Source organism: Chitinibacter sp. GC72 (genome assembly GCF_009760905.1).
GTDB lineage: Bacteria > Pseudomonadota > Gammaproteobacteria > Burkholderiales > Chitinibacteraceae > Chitinibacter.
In genome coordinates this window covers 88901-111000 of sequence record NZ_VIRW01000008.1, presented here as the reverse complement: position 1 = coordinate 111000, position 22100 = coordinate 88901, and the positions used below count along the sequence as shown (strand labels likewise).

The 22100-nt window shown below is 51.2% G+C and carries 21 protein-coding genes; 13 read left to right on the top strand and 8 right to left on the bottom strand.

The window, feature by feature from the left end:
* Position 1 precedes the first annotated feature (1 nt).
* On the bottom strand, positions 2-643 hold the full coding sequence (locus tag FLS37_RS09195; protein ID WP_232522555.1) for a trimeric intracellular cation channel family protein: 642 nt from the start codon (positions 641-643) through the stop codon (positions 2-4).
* A 36-nt stretch (positions 644-679) separates the two neighbouring features.
* Positions 680-4945: a PAS domain S-box protein gene (locus FLS37_RS09190; protein WP_198314556.1), complete on the bottom strand. Its 4266-nt coding sequence runs from the start codon at positions 4943-4945 to the stop codon at positions 680-682.
* A gap of 149 nt (positions 4946-5094) precedes the next feature.
* Here FLS37_RS09190 and metG point away from each other — a divergent pair, with 149 nt between their 5' ends.
* Positions 5095-7179 carry a methionine--tRNA ligase gene (gene metG / locus FLS37_RS09185; RefSeq protein ID WP_157669591.1) on the top strand — a complete coding sequence of 695 codons (2085 nt, stop codon included), beginning with the start codon at positions 5095-5097 and terminating at the stop codon, positions 7177-7179.
* 109 nt (positions 7180-7288) lie between these two features.
* Positions 7289-7570 (top strand): acylphosphatase, encoded by a 282-nt coding sequence (locus FLS37_RS09180; RefSeq protein WP_157669590.1) that lies wholly within the window; start codon positions 7289-7291, stop codon positions 7568-7570.
* A 49-nt stretch (positions 7571-7619) separates the two neighbouring features.
* Here the strand turns inward: FLS37_RS09180 and FLS37_RS09175 are convergent, their stop codons facing one another.
* A complete protein-coding gene (locus FLS37_RS09175) occupies positions 7620-8093 on the bottom strand; it encodes a WbuC family cupin fold metalloprotein (protein WP_157669589.1) in 474 nt (157 codons plus the stop codon).
* 241 nt (positions 8094-8334) lie between these two features.
* Here FLS37_RS09175 and FLS37_RS09170 point away from each other — a divergent pair, with 241 nt between their 5' ends.
* The 7 genes from FLS37_RS09170 to mscL all read left to right on the top strand — a co-directional run bounded on the left by FLS37_RS09170 (position 8335) and on the right by mscL (position 14547).
* Positions 8335-9429: a hypothetical protein gene (locus FLS37_RS09170; protein ID WP_157669588.1), complete on the top strand. Its 1095-nt coding sequence runs from the start codon at positions 8335-8337 to the stop codon at positions 9427-9429.
* Between the two features lie 92 nt (positions 9430-9521).
* Positions 9522-9833, top strand: coding sequence for a ferredoxin (locus FLS37_RS09165; protein ID WP_198314555.1), 312 nt, complete (start codon positions 9522-9524; stop codon positions 9831-9833).
* 193 nt (positions 9834-10026) lie between these two features.
* Entirely contained in the window at positions 10027-10686 is a 660-nt protein-coding gene (locus FLS37_RS09160) for an alpha/beta hydrolase (RefSeq protein WP_157669587.1), read from the top strand.
* A gap of 2 nt (positions 10687-10688) precedes the next feature.
* On the top strand, positions 10689-11348 hold the full coding sequence (locus FLS37_RS09155; protein WP_157669586.1) for an energy-coupling factor ABC transporter permease: 660 nt from the start codon (positions 10689-10691) through the stop codon (positions 11346-11348).
* Between the two features lie 37 nt (positions 11349-11385).
* Positions 11386-12927: a sensor histidine kinase gene (locus FLS37_RS09150; RefSeq protein WP_157669585.1), complete on the top strand. Its 1542-nt coding sequence runs from the start codon at positions 11386-11388 to the stop codon at positions 12925-12927.
* A gap of 101 nt (positions 12928-13028) precedes the next feature.
* The gene (gene rlmM / locus FLS37_RS09145; RefSeq protein WP_157669584.1) at positions 13029-14084 is read left to right on the top strand and encodes a 23S rRNA (cytidine(2498)-2'-O)-methyltransferase RlmM; all 1056 of its coding nucleotides are present in this window, start codon (positions 13029-13031) and stop codon (positions 14082-14084) included.
* A gap of 37 nt (positions 14085-14121) precedes the next feature.
* Positions 14122-14547, top strand: a complete 426-nt coding sequence (mscL, locus tag FLS37_RS09140; protein WP_157669583.1) for a large conductance mechanosensitive channel protein MscL — start codon at positions 14122-14124, stop codon at positions 14545-14547.
* A gap of 108 nt (positions 14548-14655) precedes the next feature.
* Here the strand turns inward: mscL and FLS37_RS09135 are convergent, their stop codons facing one another.
* A complete protein-coding gene (locus FLS37_RS09135; protein WP_157669582.1) occupies positions 14656-15834 on the bottom strand; it encodes an acetyl-CoA C-acetyltransferase in 1179 nt (392 codons plus the stop codon).
* A gap of 100 nt (positions 15835-15934) precedes the next feature.
* The gene (locus FLS37_RS09130) at positions 15935-17653 is read right to left on the bottom strand and encodes an alpha/beta hydrolase (protein ID WP_232522554.1); all 1719 of its coding nucleotides are present in this window, start codon (positions 17651-17653) and stop codon (positions 15935-15937) included.
* Between the two features lie 224 nt (positions 17654-17877).
* Between FLS37_RS09130 and pbpG the strand changes: the two genes are divergently transcribed.
* Positions 17878-18942 carry a D-alanyl-D-alanine endopeptidase gene (gene pbpG, locus FLS37_RS09125; RefSeq protein ID WP_157669581.1) on the top strand — a complete coding sequence of 355 codons (1065 nt, stop codon included), beginning with the start codon at positions 17878-17880 and terminating at the stop codon, positions 18940-18942.
* 85 nt (positions 18943-19027) lie between these two features.
* Here pbpG and FLS37_RS09120 read toward each other — a convergent pair whose 3' ends face one another.
* The 3 genes from FLS37_RS09120 to FLS37_RS09110 form a co-directional block, all read right to left on the bottom strand.
* Entirely contained in the window at positions 19028-19219 is a 192-nt protein-coding gene (locus FLS37_RS09120) for a DUF2892 domain-containing protein (RefSeq protein ID WP_374756836.1), read from the bottom strand.
* Between the two features lie 41 nt (positions 19220-19260).
* Positions 19261-19713, bottom strand: a complete 453-nt coding sequence (trxC, locus tag FLS37_RS09115; protein WP_232522553.1) for a thioredoxin TrxC — start codon at positions 19711-19713, stop codon at positions 19261-19263.
* A 112-nt stretch (positions 19714-19825) separates the two neighbouring features.
* Positions 19826-20710, bottom strand: coding sequence for an MBL fold metallo-hydrolase (locus FLS37_RS09110; RefSeq protein ID WP_255446431.1), 885 nt, complete (start codon positions 20708-20710; stop codon positions 19826-19828).
* Between the two features lie 110 nt (positions 20711-20820).
* Between FLS37_RS09110 and FLS37_RS09105 the strand changes: the two genes are divergently transcribed.
* From FLS37_RS09105 to FLS37_RS09095, 3 genes are read left to right on the top strand one after another with little or no spacing between them, the layout of a single operon-like run.
* Entirely contained in the window at positions 20821-21195 is a 375-nt protein-coding gene (locus FLS37_RS09105) for a helix-turn-helix transcriptional regulator (RefSeq protein ID WP_157669579.1), read from the top strand.
* The gene (locus FLS37_RS09100; protein ID WP_157669578.1) at positions 21176-21631 is read left to right on the top strand and encodes a YeeE/YedE family protein; all 456 of its coding nucleotides are present in this window, start codon (positions 21176-21178) and stop codon (positions 21629-21631) included. The genes FLS37_RS09105 and FLS37_RS09100 overlap by 20 nt, the downstream gene beginning before the upstream one ends.
* 17 nt (positions 21632-21648) lie before the next feature.
* Positions 21649-22068, top strand: coding sequence for a DUF6691 family protein (locus FLS37_RS09095; RefSeq protein WP_198314554.1), 420 nt, complete (start codon positions 21649-21651; stop codon positions 22066-22068).
* Positions 22069-22100: the final 32 nt, after the last annotated feature.

The window sequence follows — 22100 nt, the reverse complement described above, 5'->3', positions numbered from 1 at the left end:
GTCATTCCCTATCTGTCACCCCATGATCATTCTCGACCTTGGGCAAGCTCAGGTCGCGCCAGTGAGCAACGAGCCGCAGGGTCAATCCAATCGCAAACAAAGCCCACACCCACAAGGCAGAATTGAGCCCCAGCTGGCGGGCAAAATAAAACAACACCGCCACCACAATCGCCACCGTGCCATAAAAGTCTTCATGCAAAATAAACGGCACGTCGTTCACCATCATATCGCGCACCAGACCACCGCCCACCGCTGTGACAAAAGCCAGTACGCACACGCCAAACAGGTTCAGATCCATCAGCATCGCCATTTGCGCACCGGCAATACTGAAAGCCACCAGCCCAATCGAATCGGCCACAATAAACAGCTTGCGCAACATACCCTGATTGCGCTGGTGCAATTTGATCAACCAGGCCAGCGCCAGCGTGGTAAAAATGGTCAGAAAAGGGCCGTTATCAATAAAAACACGCGGAATCTGCATCACCAGCACATCGCGGATCATGCCGCCGCCTATCGCAGTGAGCAGCGCCAGAATAACGACGCCGAGAACGTCAAAACGCTTTTGGGCGCCGATTAGATAGCCAGAAATGGTGAATGAGGCGGTACCAATCAGATAAAGCCAAGTAAATTCAGGGAGTATCAAGCCAAACCTCTGATCCTAACGGAATGAATTCCAGCATTAAATAACGAGAGCTTGAACAATCGCGCTCGATAAGATCTTAAGCTCTGCAAAAGCAGCTGGCATTGATTCAAATTCATTATTCCGAGCATCAAGCTCAATAGCTCTGCACATCTGAGAAATTCTCGCTGCACCAAGTTGTCCGGCAGCCCCCTTCAGCTTATGAGCAAAACTCACTATTTGAATGGCATCTCGCGCAGGGATATTAATCTCCAACCCAGCTAGGCACTCATTTAATGTAGGCAAAAATAGATCTAATAATTCATCGCGCATATCCATGCCAACGGCCTGATTAAGTTCCTTGAGCATTTTCTCAATATCAGCAAGTTCTTGTTTTACCACCAAAGATAAATTTGCATCCATTTCTGAAGGTTCCTGTTGTTGATCTTTTTGAATAATCCATTTTATTAACAGACGCTGCAATTCTTCCGCCCGGACTGGCTTGGAAATAAAATCATTCATCCCTGCCTGCATACAAGACTCAATATCAGATTGAAAAACATTCGCAGTTAACGCCACAATTGGCAGCGACAAATAATCCTGTCCTAAATCACGAATCGCCTTAGTTGCAGTAAATCCATCCATTTCAGGCATCTGACAATCCATTAACACCATATCATAGCGATGATTTTGCACTGCCTCCAGTGCGATACGCCCGTTCGGTGCAACATCAGTGCGACATCCAAGTTTCTCCAGCATCAATACCGCGACTTTCTGATTGATTGGATTATCTTCAGCCAACAAAAGATAAGGCCTTTTTGCGGCAATTTGCTCTTTCATAACGTGAACCGTCAACAATGGTTTGTTATCCGTTGGCAAATGCTGCATTTTCAGTGCTTCTTCAATGGCAAAAGACAACTGGGTCTGTCGTATTGGCTTGGTAAGAAATGCCGAATATCCCGCTGCTTTGGCATCATTGGCCATACCTGGCACAGCCATCGACGTTAGCAAAATCAGAGGTAATTGCGCAAAATCATTCATCGCATGCACAGCCCTAGCAAATGCCAACCCATCCATATCCGGCAACTGCATATCAACCAAAGCCAACACCAGCTCTGACTGCCCATGACTTAAATACTCGAGAGCCTCATTTGGAGTGCTAAAACAAATCGCCTGCATGCCAAAAACACTAAGTTGCAAGCTGACTAGTTCACGATTGGCGGCAAAATCATCGACCACTAGCGCTTTCAGTCCTCGCAGATTAACTGGGCTTAACTCAGGATTAGGAAGATTGGCACTGATCCCTAGGTTAACTTCGAACCAGAAAAGTGCGCCTTGCCCCACCTCACTCTCGACTCCGATTTCCCCCCCCATCGCCTCAACCAATCTTTTACAGATTGACAATCCTAGCCCGGTACCACCAAAACGGCGTGTTGTCGAGGAATCAGCCTGCGTAAACGGCTTGAATAATTTGAGCTGATTCTCAGCACTCAAACCAATTCCTGAGTCTTTTACAGTGATTCTTAAACGACAGCTCTGCTCAGGATTTAGCGTTGCACTGACGCGTGCAACCACTTCACCTTGGTGAGTAAATTTAATCGCATTATTGAGCAAATTGAGCATGATTTGACGTAAACGCGCAGGATCCCCTATTAACTTCTCAGGCACCAGTGGGTCAACTAGACAGGCCAAATCAATCATCTGGCTATTGGCTTTTTCGGAAACTATATCCACGGCACCTTCCAAAGTGTGCCTAAGATCAAACTCAATCCTTTCGAGTTCAAGATGACCAGCTTCGATTTTTGAAAAATCGAGCAAATCATTAATCAGACTTAGCAATGCATCACCTGACTGCTGAATCGAGGCGACAAATTCTTGCTGCATTTTTGTCAACACGGTATCAGCCAGCAGGCTCGCAAAACCAATCACAGCATTCATTGGTGTACGGATTTCATGGCTCATATTGGCCAGAAAATCGCTTTTAGCCTGACTAGCCAACTCGGCCTGCTCTTTGGCTTGCGCCATCGCTAAATTTAGGGATCTTTGCTCGGTAATATTGTAGGCAACCCCCAAATAGCCAGTAATTTGACCTTGATCATCTAAAATAGCCGTGACTGAAAGACGCACTTGAATCGAGCTACCATCCTTACAAATATAAGTCCATTCGTTAGTGTCACTAACACCTTGTTTGGCAAAATAAATAAAGACTTGGAAGCCAGAGACTATGTCACCTGTTTTTTCTCGAATAATCCGCGCCCGTTCGACAATTTCGTCCGGCAAGTGAAAAATCGCGGGACTCTGTCGGTAAAGAACTTCATGCGCCGAGTAACCCAGCATTTTCTCAGCGCCGGGGCTAAATACCTGTATTAGACCCTCGGTATCTGTCGCAATAATACTGACTTCGGTCGCTGCATTGACCACGCTACTGAGCTGACCCTGCAGCCGAGCCAGTTCTGTTTCACGTCGCACCAGTATCAATTCGTTCTGTTTACGTGCATCAATATCAAGATGAATCCCGGCAATTCGTAGCGCTTGACCTTCATCATTCCATTCATAAACACGACCAACAGCCAACACCCACCACCAGCCACCGCTTACTGTCTTCATTCTCATTTCGGTGCTATAAACTGGGGATTGTTTGGTAATGTGCGCGTTCAACGCAGCTGTTGCCAAAGGCAGGTCCTGAGGATGGACCAAATCCCGCCAAGTAGACACATCAGGTATTAGCGCAGATGTTTTTAAACCTAACATCTCCCCCCACATACCCCCGAAAACGGCCGAACCATCCTGCAAATTCAGATCCCACGTTCCCAAACCGGAGCACTCGACAATCAAGCTGAGCTGTTTTTGTTTTTCACGCAGTGCTTGCTCAGCTGCATAGCGCTGACTAATATCAGCCACCTGTGCCACTAGGAATTTTTTATCATCAAACTCAAATTGATTTAAGGTAATCTCAACGGGGAAGTGGCTTCCATCCTCACGCCGTCCCCAAAGCTCCCGGCCACGCCCCATTAATCCCGATTGACCTGAATATTGGTAAGCATCGACATAAGCTTGGTGGGCTTGTGCTATTTCCTCAGGCATTAATACACTGACATTTCGGCCAATCAAGGCCGCAGGATCATAGCCAAAGATGCTTTGCGTCGCCTGATTGCTGCTGACAATTTGTCCATGCTGGTCGGCCAAAATAATGCTATCCGGCGTGCTATCGAGTACCGCATTCATTTGCAATTCACGCTGCCGTGCGGTGTGAGACATCTGCTTGGCCAGACCCAGAGCCTGATTGCGCGTCCGTACCAAGCTGAGAAGAAATAAAACCAACAAAGTCGTAAAGCTCAAGCCACCCAGCAACAGTATTTCAGGCAATCTAGCTCTAATATCCCAGCTTTTTTCTTGCCGACCGCTCATAACTAGAGTCCACGTTTGCCCTCCCAGCTTGATCTGTGTATGCCGGTGTAAAGCACGCCCTTGAACAGAAACACTACCAGTGCGGGCGACGTGTGAATCCAAGTCATACAGTAAATTATCCCGAGCAGCCTGAAAACCGGCATAAACTTCAAAATCAATATGCTTCGGTAGATATTTCTCCAGACCTGCCATCAATTTTGAAGCCAGAATTGGGGCATAAACCCAACCAATCAGATTTTCCTCCCGCTGGTCAGCACGCAGGGATTGACCCCCTTCGATGGGGGGCAAGTAGTAAGGCAATAAAATTAAAAAACCCGGTTCTTTTTTTCCTGACTGCACCAACTGCAAACCTTCAGTTAGTGCAATATTGCCTGTTTTCATGGCCGCCACCGCCGCGGCTTTGCGTTTGGCTTCACTGGCAATATTTAAACCCACAGCAGCCCGATTGCTCACTAAAGGCTCGATAAACTCAATGATAAAATAGTCATCATCAGGAGCATTGTTCACCGAAGGTAGTGATTTGACAGTAAAATCGGGGCGGTAATGCTGTTGTTGCTGCACATAATTTGACAGATCGGCGGCAGCCAGCTTACGAATAAAACCAAAACCCAGTGCACCTGGGAATTCAGTATCAATATCCCTGCTTTCCATGTAACGCCGAAATTGATGTGGCAAGATATTGCCATTAGTAAGAATTGGTACGGAACGAGCCCCCCTCAAACCCAGAGACAGACTATGAATGCGTAATTGCAAGGTATTAATTAATACATCCGTTTGCTGGGTAAAGCGCAACTGATCTTGATCATTGATCCGCCCCTGCGCCACACGCCAGACAATTAGCGTTGCACTAATGCCCAGCACAGCGACCAACACGATCAGGGCATGAATTTTTGGCTGAAATTGATTCTTGAGTTTCATGCGCGAAAAACCTCTTTTCTTCTGATCATGCCAAGGAAGTACCATACCGTGGTGTTAACTATAGCCAATTCACTACATTTAGCCCCTGAACTGCCCAGACTAAGTCTGAGTTATAATCGCAGCATTGTTTGCTTTCATTTGGCGTATTCATGACCTCAATTTCACCTCGCAAGATTCTCGTTACCTCTGCCCTGCCTTATGCCAACGGCGCGATTCACATCGGCCATCTGGTTGAATATATCCAAACCGACATCTGGGTACGCTTCCAGAAATTGCGCGGCCATACTTGCCATTATGTTTGCGCCGATGACACCCACGGCACGCCGATTATGCTGCGCGCTGAAAAAGAAGGCATTACGCCAGAAGCGCTGATTGAACGCGTTCATGGCGAGCATTCGCGCGATTTTGCCGGTTTTCATGTCGGTTTTGACAACTACTACAGCACCAATAGCGAAGAAAATCGCGAGCTGGCTTGCAATATCTACCGCCAGTTGCGCAGCAACGGCAAAATCGCCAGCCGCACAATCAACCAGTTGTATGATCCGGTTAAATCGATGTTTTTGCCCGATCGTTTCGTCAAAGGCGAATGCCCGAAATGTGCCGCCAAAGATCAGTACGGCGACAACTGCGAAGTCTGCGGCGCGACCTACAGCCCGACCGAGCTGAAGAATCCGTACTCGGCGGTGTCAGGCGCGACGCCAGAGATGCGTGAATCCGAGCATTACTTCTTCAAACTCGGTGAATGTGAAGACTTTCTGAAAGGCTGGACCAATACACCGGGCAAATTGCAGGCAGAAGCGGCCAATAAAATGCAGGAATGGTTCGAGTCGGGTTTGTCTGACTGGGATATTTCGCGTGACGCGCCCTACTTTGGTTTTGAAATCCCCGATGCGCCAGGCAAATATTTCTACGTCTGGCTCGATGCGCCAGTGGGCTATATGGCCAGCCATAAAAACCTGTGCGACAAGCTGGGTCTGGATTTTGACGAATACTGGAAAAAAGATTCTACAACCGAGCTGTACCACTTTATCGGCAAGGACATCCTGTATTTCCACGCGCTGTTCTGGCCTGCGATGCTTGAATACGCGGGTTACCGCACGCCAACGGCGATCAACACGCACGGCTTTTTGACTGTTGATGGCGCAAAAATGAGTAAATCGCGCGGTACTTTCATCACCGCCGAGTCTTACCTGAATCACCTCAATCCGGAATGGTTGCGTTATTACTTTGCGGCTAAATTATCGAATACGTTCGAAGACATCGACCTGAATCTCGAAGACTTCACCGCACGCGTTAATTCCGATCTGATCGGCAAATACATCAATATCGCCAGCCGCGCGGCCGGTTTTATTAGCAAGCGTTTTAATGGTGTACTTTGTGAAGAAACATATGCCGACTTAGAATGGGCTGCTGTTGGACGTATTCTTTTAATTAGTATTGGCAATAAATCAGATGCGATTGCTGAACTGTATGAAAAGCGAAGCTATTCACAAGCAATCCGCGAAATCATGGCTCTTGCAGATCAAGTAAATCAATTTGTAGACAACTTCAAACCTTGGGAGCTTGCGAAGCAAGAAGGCAAGGATGCGGAGCTGCATTATGTTTGTACTGTGCTTATTAATGCATTCATGCGACTTACAGTCTACTTGAAACCGGTATTGCCAAAACTAGCCAAAGACGTCGAATCGTTTTTGAACTTTGGTGAACAAGAATTGACATGGGAATACGCCCAACGACTGCTAGTTGCTCCACACTCAATAAATCCTTACCAACACTTAATGACCCGGATCGACCAAAAAAACATCGAAGCGATGGTGGAAGAAAACAAACAGACACTCGCTCCAGTTGAAGCACCAGCCGCAGCGACGGAAAAAGCAGCTACGCCCGCATTCGAGATCGCGCCCATCGCTGAAACCTGCAGCATCGATGACTTTATGAAAGTCGATTTGCGAATCGCGCGCATCGCCAACGCCCAGCACGTTGAGGGCGCGGAAAAACTGTTGCAACTGACGCTCGATATCGGCAATGAAACACGCAATGTCTTTGCCGGAATCAAATCGGCGTACAAACCGGATGACCTGATCGGCAAACACACCGTCATGGTCGCCAATCTGGCACCGCGCAAAATGAAATTTGGCATGTCCGAAGGCATGGTGCTGGCCGCGGGTGGTGATGGTGGCTTGTATATTCTGGAGCCGCATGACGGCGCCAAACCGGGGATGCGCGTGAAATAAGCGCGGATTGCAACGGACTGAATTGCTCAGCAAAAAACGGCAGGCTTATCCCTGCCGTTTTTTATTGGCTACACTACAGCCACTTCCACCATCGACAAGGAGGCCTAGCATGGCGGCACTGGCAAATCATTTTTTTATCTCGGGCCTTGTGCAAGGCGTCGGCTTTCGCTGGGCGACCTGCCAGCTTGCGGAAGAACTCCATCTGGCGGGCTTCGTGCGCAACCGTCTGGATGGCCGTGTTGAAATCTGGGCTGAAGGCGATTCAGCCGATTTGGCCGAGCTGGCGCACTGGCTGGAAACCGGCCCCGATGGCGCGCATGTCGATACGGTGAGCAAGCAAAAAGTCGACTTCAAGGGTTATAACGGTTTTCATGAGATGATGACTATCTAGGGTATATCTCTACAAGTTAGACCTAATAAAGCCCACAAGCATATACCCTTCAATCAAAAAGTGACCTCATCCACGCCAGATAATCCACAGCTTTCGCATCGCCCGCTGCCGGAGCCCAGCTTGCCCATTCTTCTGGCGCCACCGGAATATACGGCCCGGCTTTGCTTTCAAAAAACACGCAGGGGCTTAAAGCGACAACCGCATGATAAGTTCGCGCTTCGATATTGATACCGATCACCTCGCCACCGACCTGCAAACGGTGCGTGGCAACAACCTGGCCCATATCGTCAAACAATAAAACCCCCAGCTCGCCACTGAGCATCACCATGCTTTCGGCTTTTTGGTCGTCCAGATGCCGGTGCGGCTGCACATAGGTACCTGGCTGCAAGGCATTGGCCAGACGATGGCACGCCGATTGATCGTTTGCATGAAAATTGCGGTTTTTGCGCAGGCGCGGATTATTGGCCGCTTCAAGCAGTAAATCATTCAGCAGTTGACGATCTATCAGGCTGTAATCGGGCATGGCGTTTCCTGATTTGCATAAGTAGTAACCCAAAAGTTTTCCAGCATCGTTACCTCGCCTTGTCGTACTACCTGTACTGCCTGCGGCTTTGGTGCCTTGCTGGAGAACTTTTGTACAGTTACTTATTCGGAGAGCGGGCGCCCATTAAAGCACGAAGCGCACCAAACATCAGCAGCAGCGACAATCGCGCCCGCTCGCGGGTATAATCGTCGCCTTGATTATTGCCCCGAAAAGCATTGCCATGACGCTGCCAGATCCCCGCCTTTATCCCCGTGTTAACCCGCAAAACCCGGTGATTCGCCAACTGATGTCGCTGATGACCGAGAAAAATGCGGATCAAGTCGCGGTAAAACGCCAAGGCTTGCGCCAGCTGATCAAGGAATTGCTTGGCGCGCGTGACCATTACGGTTTGAACGGTGCGATTACACAAGTGCCATCGCAAGAAGCATGGTTCGAGTTATGGCAAACCATCCGCGATGAAGTCGAGCAATCGACCTCCGCCCAATACGCGATTCCGTTCGCGATTCCGCTGGTGATTGTGGCCGGATTTAAAGGCGAAACCAGCCTGCCGAGCGAAATTGATGGCGCTGCGGCGCTGGCAATTCTGCGTGAACACGGCGTGGTTGCTGCGGACGCCGACGTATTTCTGTCTGGCGCACTGCTCGCGCCCGATTTACTCGCCGCAATCAATCCGGCGCAAATCGCCGAATGGCGCGAAACGATTAGCGAATCAGCGCGTTTCCCAATTGATTCAGCGGGTGCGCCGATTGCGATCAAGGACGAAGTCGTTGCACTGCGCTACTTGGTTGGCGTGGCGATTCAACATAAAGATGCAGCACCGGCGATCAAACTCGGTGGCGCAGTCGGCGCTTGGGGCATGCCGCTGGCGCAATTGATCAGCGACACGCTAAAAACCAACGGCGTAACACTGTTCCCGATCCCACGCTCACCAATGAGCTGGCTGGCCGCGCAAGACGCAGGCCGCGTCACGCAACTGGAAACGCGTTTGCAAGTGATGACCAGCAATGCACTGCGCAGCATCCGCACCAAAGGCCGCACGCCAGTGGTTACTGTGGCTGCGCACGAAAATGCCGAAATCCGCATTACATTTAGCACGACTGAAGACCCGGAACGCTGGGAAGGCTATGTCTGGCCGCTGGCAGCCAACGATCAAGTTGCCTACATCGAGCAATACGTCGCCGAACTGATGCAAGAATGCCGCGTTGATTCGGTCAAAATGGTCGCCAATGTGCAGCCGGTGCTCGACACCGACGGCTTGCCGCTGTTTATCACCGCGCACAATCTGGGCGCGGCGATTGAGCAGACCCTCCAGTGACGTTCTATACCCACACCCTTCGCCCTCTCCCTGAGAGAGGATCTCGCTACGCGAGAAGGTGTACTACTTAAGCCGATCCAGTCGAGGTCATAATGAGTTTTTATCAGCATCATGTTTTTTTCTGCCTTAACCAGCGTGAACCCGGCGAGCGCCAGAGCTGCAATAGCTGCGGCGCCGATGCACTGTGGGCCTACGCCAAAGAGCGCGTCAAAGCGCTGGGCTTGAACGGCACGGGTAAAGTACGGATCAATAAAGCGGGCTGTCTGGAGCGCTGCGAAGAAGGCCCGGTGATCGTGATTTACCCGGAAGAAACCTGGTACACCTATATCGACAAGGACGACATCGACGAAATCATCGACGAGCATCTTGTTCATGGTCGCGTCGTTGAGCGCTTGAAGATCTAGCGGCGGTGCTCAGCGCCACTCGCTGCGAGCAGGTCTCGGCAAAGCCGAGCCCTAGACACAGTGCAGTACAAATACCGCCTCACGTTTTATTCCCACTCCCCCCGCCCTCTCCTTGAGAGGGAGCCTCGCTACGCGAGTGAGTGGGTTTAGATACATACCTACCAAATGTATTTAACTGACAAGCAATACTGACATGACTTCCACGAATATACCCCATAGCATCCCGCGCAAAGCCGCCACATTTGAGCTGATCGAAATTGCTGGCCCGGCGGGAAAACTGGAATGCCTGCGGCTGGATTCGGCGTGGTCAGAGACTGTTGGCATTGCGCTGATCGCACACCCGAATCCTACCGAGGGCGGCACGTTCAATAACAAGATCGTGCATACGCTGGCCAAAACTTTATCGCGGCTCGGTTATGTGTGCTTCTGCCCGAATCTGCGCGGCGTCGGCAAATCGGAAGGTGAACACAGCCGGGGCGAGCTAGAGCCCGACGATATGGCTGCGGTGCTCGCCTACGCACGCAGCCAGTTTCCGGCGATCAACCGGCTGACGCTGGCCGGATTTTCTTTTGGCACGCTGGTGCAAAGCCGCTTGCGCGAGCGGCTGGGTGAGCATGAAGTCGAAGGCATGATTCTGGTCGGCCCGGCCGTCAGCCGCTACGACTTCCCGACCGTACCGAAAGGCACGCTGGTGATCCACGGTGAAGAAGACGAAGTGATCAGCCTGCAGGCGGTACTCGACTGGGCACGCCCGCAGCAATTGCCGGTGCTGGTTGTTCCCGGTGTTGGGCATTTTTTCCACGGCAGACTCACGCAATTGGGCGAGCTGGTCGATAAAGCCTGGCGTTTCTAAATATGACCCCTGCCCTTTACAGTTCGACATGGTTGCTAATGGGCTGGGCTGTAATGGGCTTTGCCCTGTGGCACGCGCTGCGCGCGGAAAACTGGTCGCGCATTGCGCCCACCCATGTGACGGGCTGGCTGGCCGCCTGCGTGATCATCTTGCTAAGCTGGCAATTGCGGGCGCAAATCCAGTCCGGTATTGCGTTTCATTTACTGGGCAGTACGGCGCTATGCCTTATCGCCGGACAGCACCGTGCGCTGCTGGGCATGGCAGCAGTGGTGCTGATTTCAGCGCTGTTTGGTCATCTGGATTGGACGCAGATCGCCCTGGTGTGGCTACTTAAAGCAGCCGTCCCCATCTGGATATGCAGCCTGCTGCTGGCCTGGGCGCAGAAAAAACTGGTGCATAATTATTTCGTTTATATTTTTCTGAATAGTTTTGGCGCTGCTGCGCTCGGCATGTGGGTGTTCGGTCTGCTGCATTGCTTAGTTCTGGCCAGCTCAGGGTTTTATGAATGGGGCTTTTTGCAGGAGGAAATCCTGCCGTATTACTTTCTGATGGGCTGGCCCGAAGCGTTTGCAACCGGGCTTAATCTCACCTTGCTGGTGGTGTGGCAGCCACAGTGGGTATCCAGTTTCGATGACCGAAAATACCTGCAAAAACACGATTAACTGCTAGATTGAAAGCCTAACTCGCCCAAGTTCAGCCATGCGCCGCATCCAAACCCACCTGAATCTGCTATTTGTCCTGATCCTTACCGCAGCGTTGACTGTTTCGGGCGCCATCTCTTTCTATCGTACCCAACAACGTCTGGAAGCCGAACTACTCGCCTATCAGCAACGGATGCAGCTCAGGATGGAAACCGTCGTTCCCGGTGTACTGTGGAATTTTGACGATATCCAGCTGGCACGCATTCTGGACGCCGAAATGAGCTATGTCGGCATTAGCGCGATTGAAATCTACAATGGCGACACTTTTCTTGATGGCCGCAAACGCAATGATGAGGACCAGATCGTCAAAATCAGCCTGCCCCAGCTGGAAAAAACTCCGACCCAGTTCAGCCTGAACTACAGCGGCGCTGAAAGCACCAAAACACTGGGTGAAGTCCGCTACTCAACCAGCCGCAAGCTGATCAACCAGCAATTGAAAGAACAGGTCATCGAGAAAATCATCGAGATTGTTATTCTGGACTTGCTGGTAGTGCTGGCACTATCGGGCTCATTACAAAGAATTGTGATTCGCCCGCTCTCTTTGCTGCGCGATCGACTCAACCAAATTGCCGAGCGCGATCGCAGCTATCAGGACATTGATCTGCCGCGCAATCCGTATCAGGAAATTGACGAAGTTTCACTGGGCTACAACCGTATCGCCCACCGTTTGCAGGACGATGTGTCCAATTTGTCGCGCACCGAAGCCGAAATGCGACAAGCTAAAGACGACGCCGAAACAGCACTAAACCAATTAAAAGAAGCGCAAACCAATCTGGTGCAGTCAGAAAAAATGGCCTCGCTGGGTAGCCTGGTGGCCGGTATTGCGCATGAAATCAACACCCCGGTTGGCGTTATCCTCACCAGTGCATCGGTTTTGCACGATGAATCGGTGAAATTTCACCAGATGGTTGAAGCTGGCCAGATCAAAAAATCCGATGTAGTCAATTACAGCCAGACTGCCGAACAGTCATCCACGCTGATTTTAAGCAACGCCTCACGTGCAGCCGATTTGATCCAGAGCTTCAAGCGCGTGGCGGTTGATCAGACTTCCGAAGTGAAACGCGATTTTGAGCTGCACGCTTATCTGAATGAAATCATGACCAGCTTACGCCCGCTGATCAAGCATGTGGCAGTTAATATCGAAATTGATTGCCATGAAGAAATCAAGATGGACAGCTTTCCCGGCGCTTTTTCGCAAATTCTGACCAATCTGCTCAATAACGCCCTTTTACACGCCTTTAGCTATCTGGACGATGGTAAAGCGCGCGATGGAAATCTGATTACTATCGCAGCTCACCGTGAGCAAGATTGGGTTATTCTCAATTTCAGCGATAACGGCGTAGGCGTTCCGGCGGCGATCGTCGATAAAATTTTCGATCCCTTCTTTACCACCAAGCGCGCCAATGGCGGCAGCGGGTTGGGCTTGAATATTGTATTCAATCTGGTCACCCAGACGCTGGGAGGTACAATCAGAGTGTACTCACAGGAAGGCCTGGGCACCCGCTTTGAAATGCGCATTCCTTGTAAAATCCAGCACTAAAGTCATCACCACCTCCATTAACGAGTCGTCAAGCCGATAAGGTGCATGGCATCGAATGCGTTTCTTGGGTATCCTTGCGCCTTTTAATGCCGAGCTCAATCATGTCTGACATCAACACCGCCATCCCAAAAGCGCTACTTGCTTATTGCCGCCCCGGTTTTGAGCCAGACTGCGCCGAAGAAATTGCAGATAACGCCCTGTGTGAAGGCACGTTTGAGCGCGGCGATGGCTGGATTGTCTTCACCCCCAGCGAGAAAAATCCCAAAGCATTAACTAGCCTTGTGAACAAACAGCTGATTTTCCCGCGCCAGACTTTGCTGGTGCACGACCGGATTACGCTGGTCGGCAAAGATCGCCTGACGCCGATTGTGAATTCACTCAAAACGATTGATTCGGCTTTTAGCGATATCTGGCTTGAATACCCCGACACCAACGATGGCAAATCGCTGTCGAGCTTTTGCCGCAAATTTGGCGATTATGTCGCCAAAGCCGCAGCTGAAAACAACTGGTTGCAGCCGCAGCGTGTCCGTAACCGCCTGCACCTGTTTTTCCCACAGCAAAATGAAGTCTTTATCACCTCACGCCCAGCCCGTGACACTGACTGGGTCAACGGTATTCCGCGCCTGCGCATGCCTGTAGACGCCCCTAGCCGTTCAACACTCAAATTGCTCGAGGCGATTTTGGTGCTGGTTGACAATCCGGAAAGCAAATTGCGCGAAGGCATGAGCGCGGTTGATCTGGGTGCAGCGCCGGGCGGCTGGACGTATCAGCTGGTGAGCCGTGGACTGAAAGTGTTTGCCATTGATAACGGCCCGATGAAGGGCAGCATGGACGGCCACCATCAGGTGAAACACATTCGTGATGATGGTTTCAAATTCCGCCCCAAAAACCCGGTTGAATGGCTGGTGTGCGATATGGTCGAGCAGCCGATCCGCGTGGCTGAGCTGATTGCCAAATGGGTAGCGGCAGGCAATGCACGCCGCTCGATTTTCAATCTGAAGCTTCCGATGAAAAAACGCTATCTGGAAGTATGCAAATGCTTTGGCTTGATCGAATCCAAGCTGGAAAAAGCCGGCATGCCATGCAAAATCACCGCCAAGCACCTCTACCACGACCGTGAAGAAATTACCGTTTACTTAACGGTCGCCAAAGACTAAATACAACTTACTTTTTACTCAATCTCGGGAGCTCGTTATGTTTAAAGAATTTCGCGAATTTGCCATGCGTGGCAATGTGATCGATCTGGCTGTCGGTGTCGTGATCGGCGCGGCATTTGGCAAGATTGTTGATTCGCTGGTCAAAGACATCATTATGCCGCCGCTGGGTTTTCTAATTGGCAAAGTGGATTTCACCAATATGTTTGTCACGCTGGTGGACGGCACAAAAGTCGCCGGCCCTTACGAGACACTCAAAGCCGCGCAGGACGCCGGTGCGGTCACACTCAATTTTGGCCTGTTTATCAACAGCATGATCAGCTTTACGATTGTTGCTTTCGCAATATTCCTGGTGGTGAAGGCAATGAATAAAATGAAACGCGAAGAAGCACCAGCGCCTGTCGTGGTTGAAACACCAGAAGAGATTGCCCTGCTACGCGAGATTCGTGATTCATTGAAAAAATGATCACGGTGTTCGCGTAAATAACGTAAATAAAAAAAACCGCAGCGGAGTAGCTGCGGTTTTTTATTTGGCGATATCTACACTAGATACATGCCCATGTATTGCCCGCTATTAGCGTTCAACACACAGTGCTACGCCCATACCCCCACCGATACACAAAGTTGCCAAACCTTTTTTCGCATCGCGGCGGACCATTTCATGAATCAGCGTCACCAATACGCGGCAGCCTGAAGCGCCAATCGGGTGGCCCAAAGCAATCGCGCCGCCGTTCACATTCACTTTGTTCAGATCCCATTTCAGCTCGCGCGCCACGCCCAGGGCTTGGGCGGCAAATGCTTCGTTGGCTTCGATCAGATCCAGATCATCAATGCTCCAGCCCGCTTTAGCCAAAGCGCGTTGCGTTGCTGATACCGGACCCATGCCCATAATCGTTGGATCAAGACCCGTGCTCGCCGATGCTTTAATCGAAGCCAGTACCGTCAGACCCAATTCATTGGCTTTGTCGCGGCTCATCAGCAACACAGCAGCAGCGCCATCGTTAATGCCCGATGCATTACCAGCAGTCACCGTGCCTTCTTTATCAAAAGCGGCGCGCAGTTTGGCCAGAGATTCAGCCGTAGTTGAAGGCTTGATAAATTCGTCCTGATTGAAAACGACTGGGTCGCCTTTCTTTTGCGGAATCACAACCGGGATGATTTCATCGACAAAGCGACCAGCGGCTTGTGCTGCAGCGGCTTTTTGTTGTGAAGACAGCGCCAAAGCATCCTGCTCTTCACGCGTAATGCTGTATTTTTTGGCGATGTTTTCTGCCGTCACGCCCATGTGATAGTTGTTGTACGCGTCGGTCAGGCCATCGTATACCATGCTGTCAACGAGGCTGGCGTTACCCATACGGAAACCATCGCGGCTGCCATTCAGGATATGCGGGCTGGCCGACATGTTTTCCTGACCACCCGCAATCACAATCTCAGCGTCGCCAGCCAGAATCGCTTGCGCGCCCAAAGCGACGGCTTTCAGACCAGAGCCACACACCTGATTAATCGTCAGGCCAGGTACTGCATCTGGCAGACCAGCACGGCGTACAGCCTGACGGGCTGGATTTTGGCCCAAGCCGGCAGTCAAAACATTACCCAAAATGACTTCTGACACTTGTTCAGCTTTCACGCCGGTTTTTTCGAGCAAGGCACGAATCACGGTTGCGCCCAATTCCGGCGCAGCCACTTTGGCCAGGCCACCAGAGAAATTGCCCAAGGCTGTACGGCCAGCTGCAACAATAACCACTTCAGTCATAAATAATCCTCTCGCAACAAAAGCAAACAACATCTAGCTGTAAGCATTTGGTTCTAAAAAAAGCAAGGCTGTTTGCCTTGCTGGATAAATCGATCAGAAATCAAACCACTTTGGCTTTCACATAACGGCCAGGCGCTGGCTCGATCATTTTGTATTTGGTATTGCCTGCTTTTTTCGGCGCAGCAACTTGGGTACCTGAATGCGGAGCCAACCAGGCCGACCAATCCTGCCACCAGCTGCCAGGACGAGATTCGGCACTGTTTAACCAGTCCTCACTATTGAGCGCAACATTGTCATTGACCCAGTAATTACGCTTATTGGTCGATACCGGATTGATCGCGCCGGCGATATGGCCTGAGGCACCGAGTACAAAACGGATTGGGCCTTTGAAGATTTTGGTCGTGGCAAATGCCGACTGCCAAGGCACGATATGGTCTTCACGCGCGGCAAAAATATAGGTCGGCACATTAATCGTCGTCAGATCAATCGGCGTGCCACACAGGCTGAACGAATTGGGTTTAACCAGATTGTTTTCCAGATACATATTACGCAGGAAGAAGGTGTGCATTGGCAAAGCCAGATTGGCCGAATCGCTATTCCAGTACAGCAAATCGAACGGCGCCGGGTTTTTGCCTTTCAGGTAATTATTAACAACGTAATTCCAGATCAGATCATTCGAGCGTAGTGCCGAGAAGGTACGAGCCAGCTCCTTGCCGCCGATCACGCCTTCTTTTTGCGCTTCGCGCTGACGGACGATATTCCAGTCGATAAAGTGCTTGATCTCGCCCGGGTCGGTGTGATCCAGCATCACGGTCATCAGCGTGACCGATTCAAACCAGTCCATGCCGCGCGCTTTCATCACCGGCATCGCGGTAGACACCAGCTCGCCACCGATGCAGAACGACAGCACATTGATTTTTTCAGCCTTGCTGATTTCACGCACCACTTCGGCCGCCTTGATCACACCACTTTCGATGTAGTCATCCCAGCGCAAATCAGCCTGATGCGGCTCAATGGATTTCCAGGAAACCAGGAAAGTGGTAAAGCCCTGGCTAACGATATAGCTCATCATCGAATTGGCTGGCTGCAAATCCATAATGTAGTATTTGTTCACACACGGCGGCACCACTAGCAGTGGGCGGCTATACACCTCGGGGGTACTTGGGGTGTACTGAATCAGCTGGAATAAATCATTCTCGAAAATCACCTCGCCCGGCGTAACGGCCAGATTTTTACCCACTTCAAACTGACTTTCATCAGTCATGGTGATCGAGCCTTTTTGCATATCTGCCAGCAATTGTTTCATACCTTCCTGCAGACTTTCACCCTTGGTTTCCAGCGCGAGCTTCATGACTTCCGGATTGGTAAAAGCAAAATTGCTCGGGCTCATTGCGTCGATATACTGGCGGGTAAAGAATGACATTTTTTCGCGCGTTGCATCGTCATATTGCGGCGAATTGATTTGGTCGAGCAGCCATTTGGACGTCAGCAGGTAATTCTGGCGGATATAGTCAAAAATCGGCGTATCCCATTCTGGCGCATTAAAACGGCGATCGCTTTTTTCGGCCTCAACCACTTTGACACCCGGCTTGGCCCCAATCAGCCCCAGCCACAAATCCATTTGCTGCTGATAAAAAGCGGTTTGTGCGCCGAGCAAGCTAGGCTGCGATTGTTGCAATTTGTGCAGCATTTCATGCATTACGGTCAGATGCTGGCTGGGTTCAGCCACAGGAAATGCTTTGGCCCATTGCTCTGTCCATTGACGGTTAGTCTGGGTTAATTGCTCGAAAAAAGCTTGCATGGCGGGATGATTCAGCACGTTAGGCTCCGTAAGACTAGGGTTTTCCCTAGCATTGTGACAACACAATTGTTGCAGTGCAATAAAAAAATATCCTAACACGCACTGCAAGCCAATCACATTCTAATGTCATTTATTAGCTAAAAACCACTACTTGTTGATTAACAATGACTTTTTCACACTCTTTGCGTAAAATCAGCATTAACTAACATAGCAACAGATAGTGTCTTATTAAGGGGTCTTTTATGCCTAAGTTATTTCGCCCACTATGCGCCCTGATTACCTGCGCATTTTTAGCGGCAACCCCAGCCCTTGCAGCTAAAAATACTGCAGAAAAAACAGGCACTTCAGCCAAAAAATCCAGCACAAAAAAATCGGCCATTGCGCAAAAAAAATCACCGCAGAAATACAGCAAAGCCAAAAAACAAACTACCCGAATTACCAGACAGTCGACACGCACGATTAATATCAAGCAGCGCGCCATAGCCGGTGCGCGCCGCGATGTGCAAATTTCCCGCGTCAATGCCAGCCCGATCAATTTTTACAGCCCAGGTGTGCAATCAGCTGGCGTGGTGGTGCTCAACCAGCAAACAGGCGAGGTTATGTACGAGCGCAATGCGGATAATGTGGTGCCGATTGCCTCGATCACCAAATTGATGACCGCCATGGTGGTGCTAGATGCCCGATTGCCACTGAACGAGCTGATCAGCGTCACTCATGATGATGTTGATACATTGAAAAACACCGGATCACGCCTGGCCGTTGGCACCACGCTGACGCGAGGCGAGATGCTGCTGTTGGCCTTGATGTCGTCGGAAAACCGGGCGGCCTCGGCTCTGAGCCATGCCTTCCCGGGTGGCCGCGCGCATTTCATCCGCAAAATGAATGAAAAAGCCCTGCAACTGGGCATGACGCACGCACGTTTTTATGACTCAACCGGGCTGAATCCGCAAAACGTTGCTACACCACGCGATCTGTCGTTGATGGTCAAAGCCGCACAGCGCTACCCGGAAATCCACCAATTCTCGACGTCCAGCGAATACACTTTCATTTCCAATTTGACCAATAATCTGATGACCTATCGCAACACCAATCCGTTGGTCAAAGACCCGGATTGGAGTATTGGTGTATCGAAAACCGGCTTTATCAATGAAGCGGGTCGCTGTATCGTGATGCAAGCCACGATTAACAGCATGCCAGTGGTGATGATTTTGATGGATTCGGCTGGTAAACAGACGCGAATCGGCGATGTTCAGCGCATCCGTCGCTGGATTGAGGAAACGCGGCAGAATAATTACCGCGCAGGCTGATCTTGAAACAGCCAACAATAAAAAAACCTGACGATGTCAGGTTTTTTTATTGTGTATCTGGCGTTTACTTAACACCCGCAGCCGTTTATTCCTTGTTAATCGGGCAGGTGCTAAAGCCGAAGACCTTATACAAAGGGCATGAGCGCAAAAGGCCCGTTGCCAGTGGCACAAGACCAATAAAACCCCAGGCACCGATCACACCCACAGCGGCCAGCACAATCAGTAGCAGCCCGATGACGATTCTGGCCATGCGATCCAAACCACCTACATTGTTCATCACACACCTCCTGCGGCAGCTGGCCGCTTGACAGAAACTACTTATAGAAACTGCATTAACCAGGCTTTGAATTGCCCCGGCGACAAGGCACCGGACACCCTCTCCAGCTCGGCATTGCCCTCCACCACCAGCAGCGTTGGAATGCTGCGCACGCGGAACTGATTGCCTAGCTCTGGCTGCGCCTCGGTATCAATTTTGACAAACAGCATTTTGCCAGCCATATCCTTGGCCGCTGCTGCAAAAGTAGGGCCAAACTGCTGGCACGGCCCGCACCACGGCGCCCAGAAATCAATCACCACCGGCAACTTGCTGTGTTTCAAAATCAGCGGCAGTGATTCCTTGGTGGCCGCAATCGGCCCGCCCGCCAGCAAAGGCGCTTTACAGGCGCCGCAGTTGGGCGCTTCGTTCAGGCGCGCCGCTTCCAGGCGGTTTACCGCGTGGCAATGAGGGCATCCAATTTGCACATCCTTCATATCCATCTCCTGCATAGTCATTTTTTATCCTTATCAAAATCAACAACAGCTTGCTCGCATCATTGGCTCGCCTCGCTGTACATATGCACTATCTTCGGCTTCGCCGTCTTGCATGCAAGCTTTTGCTTATCACTTACAAAGTATTCAAAGGCAGTTTCAGGTACTGGCGGCCATCCGCTTCGGCCGGGGGTAAATGCCCCGCCCGCACATTGATCTGGATGGACGGCATGATCAACACGGGCATGGCCAGCGTGGCGTCACGTGCTTCGCGCATTTTAATGAATTCTGCCTTTGTTACGCGGCTATTGAGGTGAATATTGTGCTGTTTGTGCTCGCCCAGTGTGGCCTCCCACACCGCGACAGGCCGATCAGGCGGCGGATAGTCATGGCAGGCAAAGGCGCGAGTTTCATCGGGCAGCTGATACAGCCTCTGCACCGAGTCATACAGATTAGCCGCACTGCCACCGGGAAAATCACAGCGCGCCGTACCCACATCAGGCATGAATAGAGTATCACCCAGGAATAATGCATCACCAATCAGATAGGCCACATCAGCAGGGGTATGCCCTGGTACAGCCAATACCTTTGCGCTCAAGCGACCAATACCCCACTCTTCATCATCAGCAAACAAATGATCAAACTGGCGGCCATCGGTTTGAAACGCTTCTTCCATACCAAAAATCGGCTTGAAGATTTTCTGCACCCGGTCAATGCCATGCCCGATGCCAATCTGCCCACCTACAGCGTCTTTAAGCCAGGCCGCTGCCGATAAATGATCAGCATGGGCGTGCGTTTCCAGAATCCAGTCGATCTGCACCCCCAGCTCGCGCACCCGCGCGACGATTTTTGCAGCACTGTCGGTACTGGTGCGCGCCGCTTTCGGGTCGTAATCAAGTACGGGATCGATAATGGCCGCGTGGCCACCGGCCTCGTCATACACCAGATAGCTGATGGTATTTGTCGCCGGGTCAAAAAATGCCTCGACCTGCGGCTTGATTAGATCATGGATGGGCATCATGGCGGGCTCCGTAATGGTTTGAATTAATTGAATTATTGATTGAACACCTTGCTTTACAATATATTTATTTATATAATATGTCAATATTAGTTGATAGCCGAGGGTTTGCAATGACCGATCAATCCACCACCCCTGTTATGCAGGCCATGCGCGTGGCCGCAGGCGAGGCGACACAGTTACTTAAAAACCTCGCCAACGAAGATCGCTTGCTGCTGCTGTGCCAGATGGTCGATGGCGAAAAATGCGTTTCCGATTTTGAAACGCTGCTCGACATCCGTCAGCCCACGCTATCGCAGCAACTGGGCGTGTTGCGTAACGCCGGGCTGGTCAATACCCGGCGCGATGGCAAACGGATTTATTACTCGCTCGCCAGCGATGAAGTGCGGCAGGTGCTGTCGTTACTTTATATGCTCTATTGTCCGGTTGAGCCTATCGACACCACGTCAAACAGCAAGGAGACGAACCATGCCATTTTTTCAAATTGATCTGGCCAACTTTACGCCGCTGGCCGGATTGCTCGGTGGCGCAGTAATCGGCCTTTCCGCTGGGCTTCTGGTCTTGCTCGCAGGCCGGATTGCCGGCATCGCCGGCATTATTGGTGGCCTGTTTTCCGCTGGCACCCTATTCAATGACCCCAAGGGCGATAGAAACTGGCGCATCCTGTTTATCTTGGGGCTGCTGCTCGCGCCTGCTGTCTGGAGTCTGTTTGCACCACTGCCTGCGCTGGGCATGGTGACCTCGCCTGTCGGGCTGATTGTGGCGGGCCTGCTGGTCGGAATCGGTACGCGTTACGCCAATGGCTGCACCAGCGGTCATGGCATTTGTGGTTTGTCTCGCCTGTCATTGCGCTCGCTAGCTGCCGTGATCTCGTTTATGGCGGCCGGGTTTATCACGGTCTATCTCATCAAGCACGTGCTTTAAGCGCGGAGGACATCACGATGAAAATGAATATTCTGGGTTTTGCCACTGGCCTCTTGTTCGGGCTAGGTTTATTACTCGCAGGCATGGCCAATCCGGCCAAGGTGCAAGGTTTTCTTGATCTGGCCGGGCTGTGGGACCCGAGTCTGGCCTTTGTGATGGGGGGCGGGATTGGCGTTGCCATCGTCTTTTTCACCCTGGCCAAGCGCACGCCCAAAACACTGCTCACGCACGAAGACATGAAGCTACCAACCAGCACGGTGATTGATCAGCGGCTGATTATCGGTAGCGCCCTGTTTGGCATCGGCTGGGGTATTGGGGGTATCTGCCCAGGGCCCGCACTAGTATTGGTCGGCACGGGATCACCCGACGGGGTATTGTTCGCCGCCGCCATGCTGGCGGGCATGCTGATTTTTGAACGTCTGCCCAAAAAAGCCTGACATCATGCCCAGCCGCTCCAGCCCCACTGGTA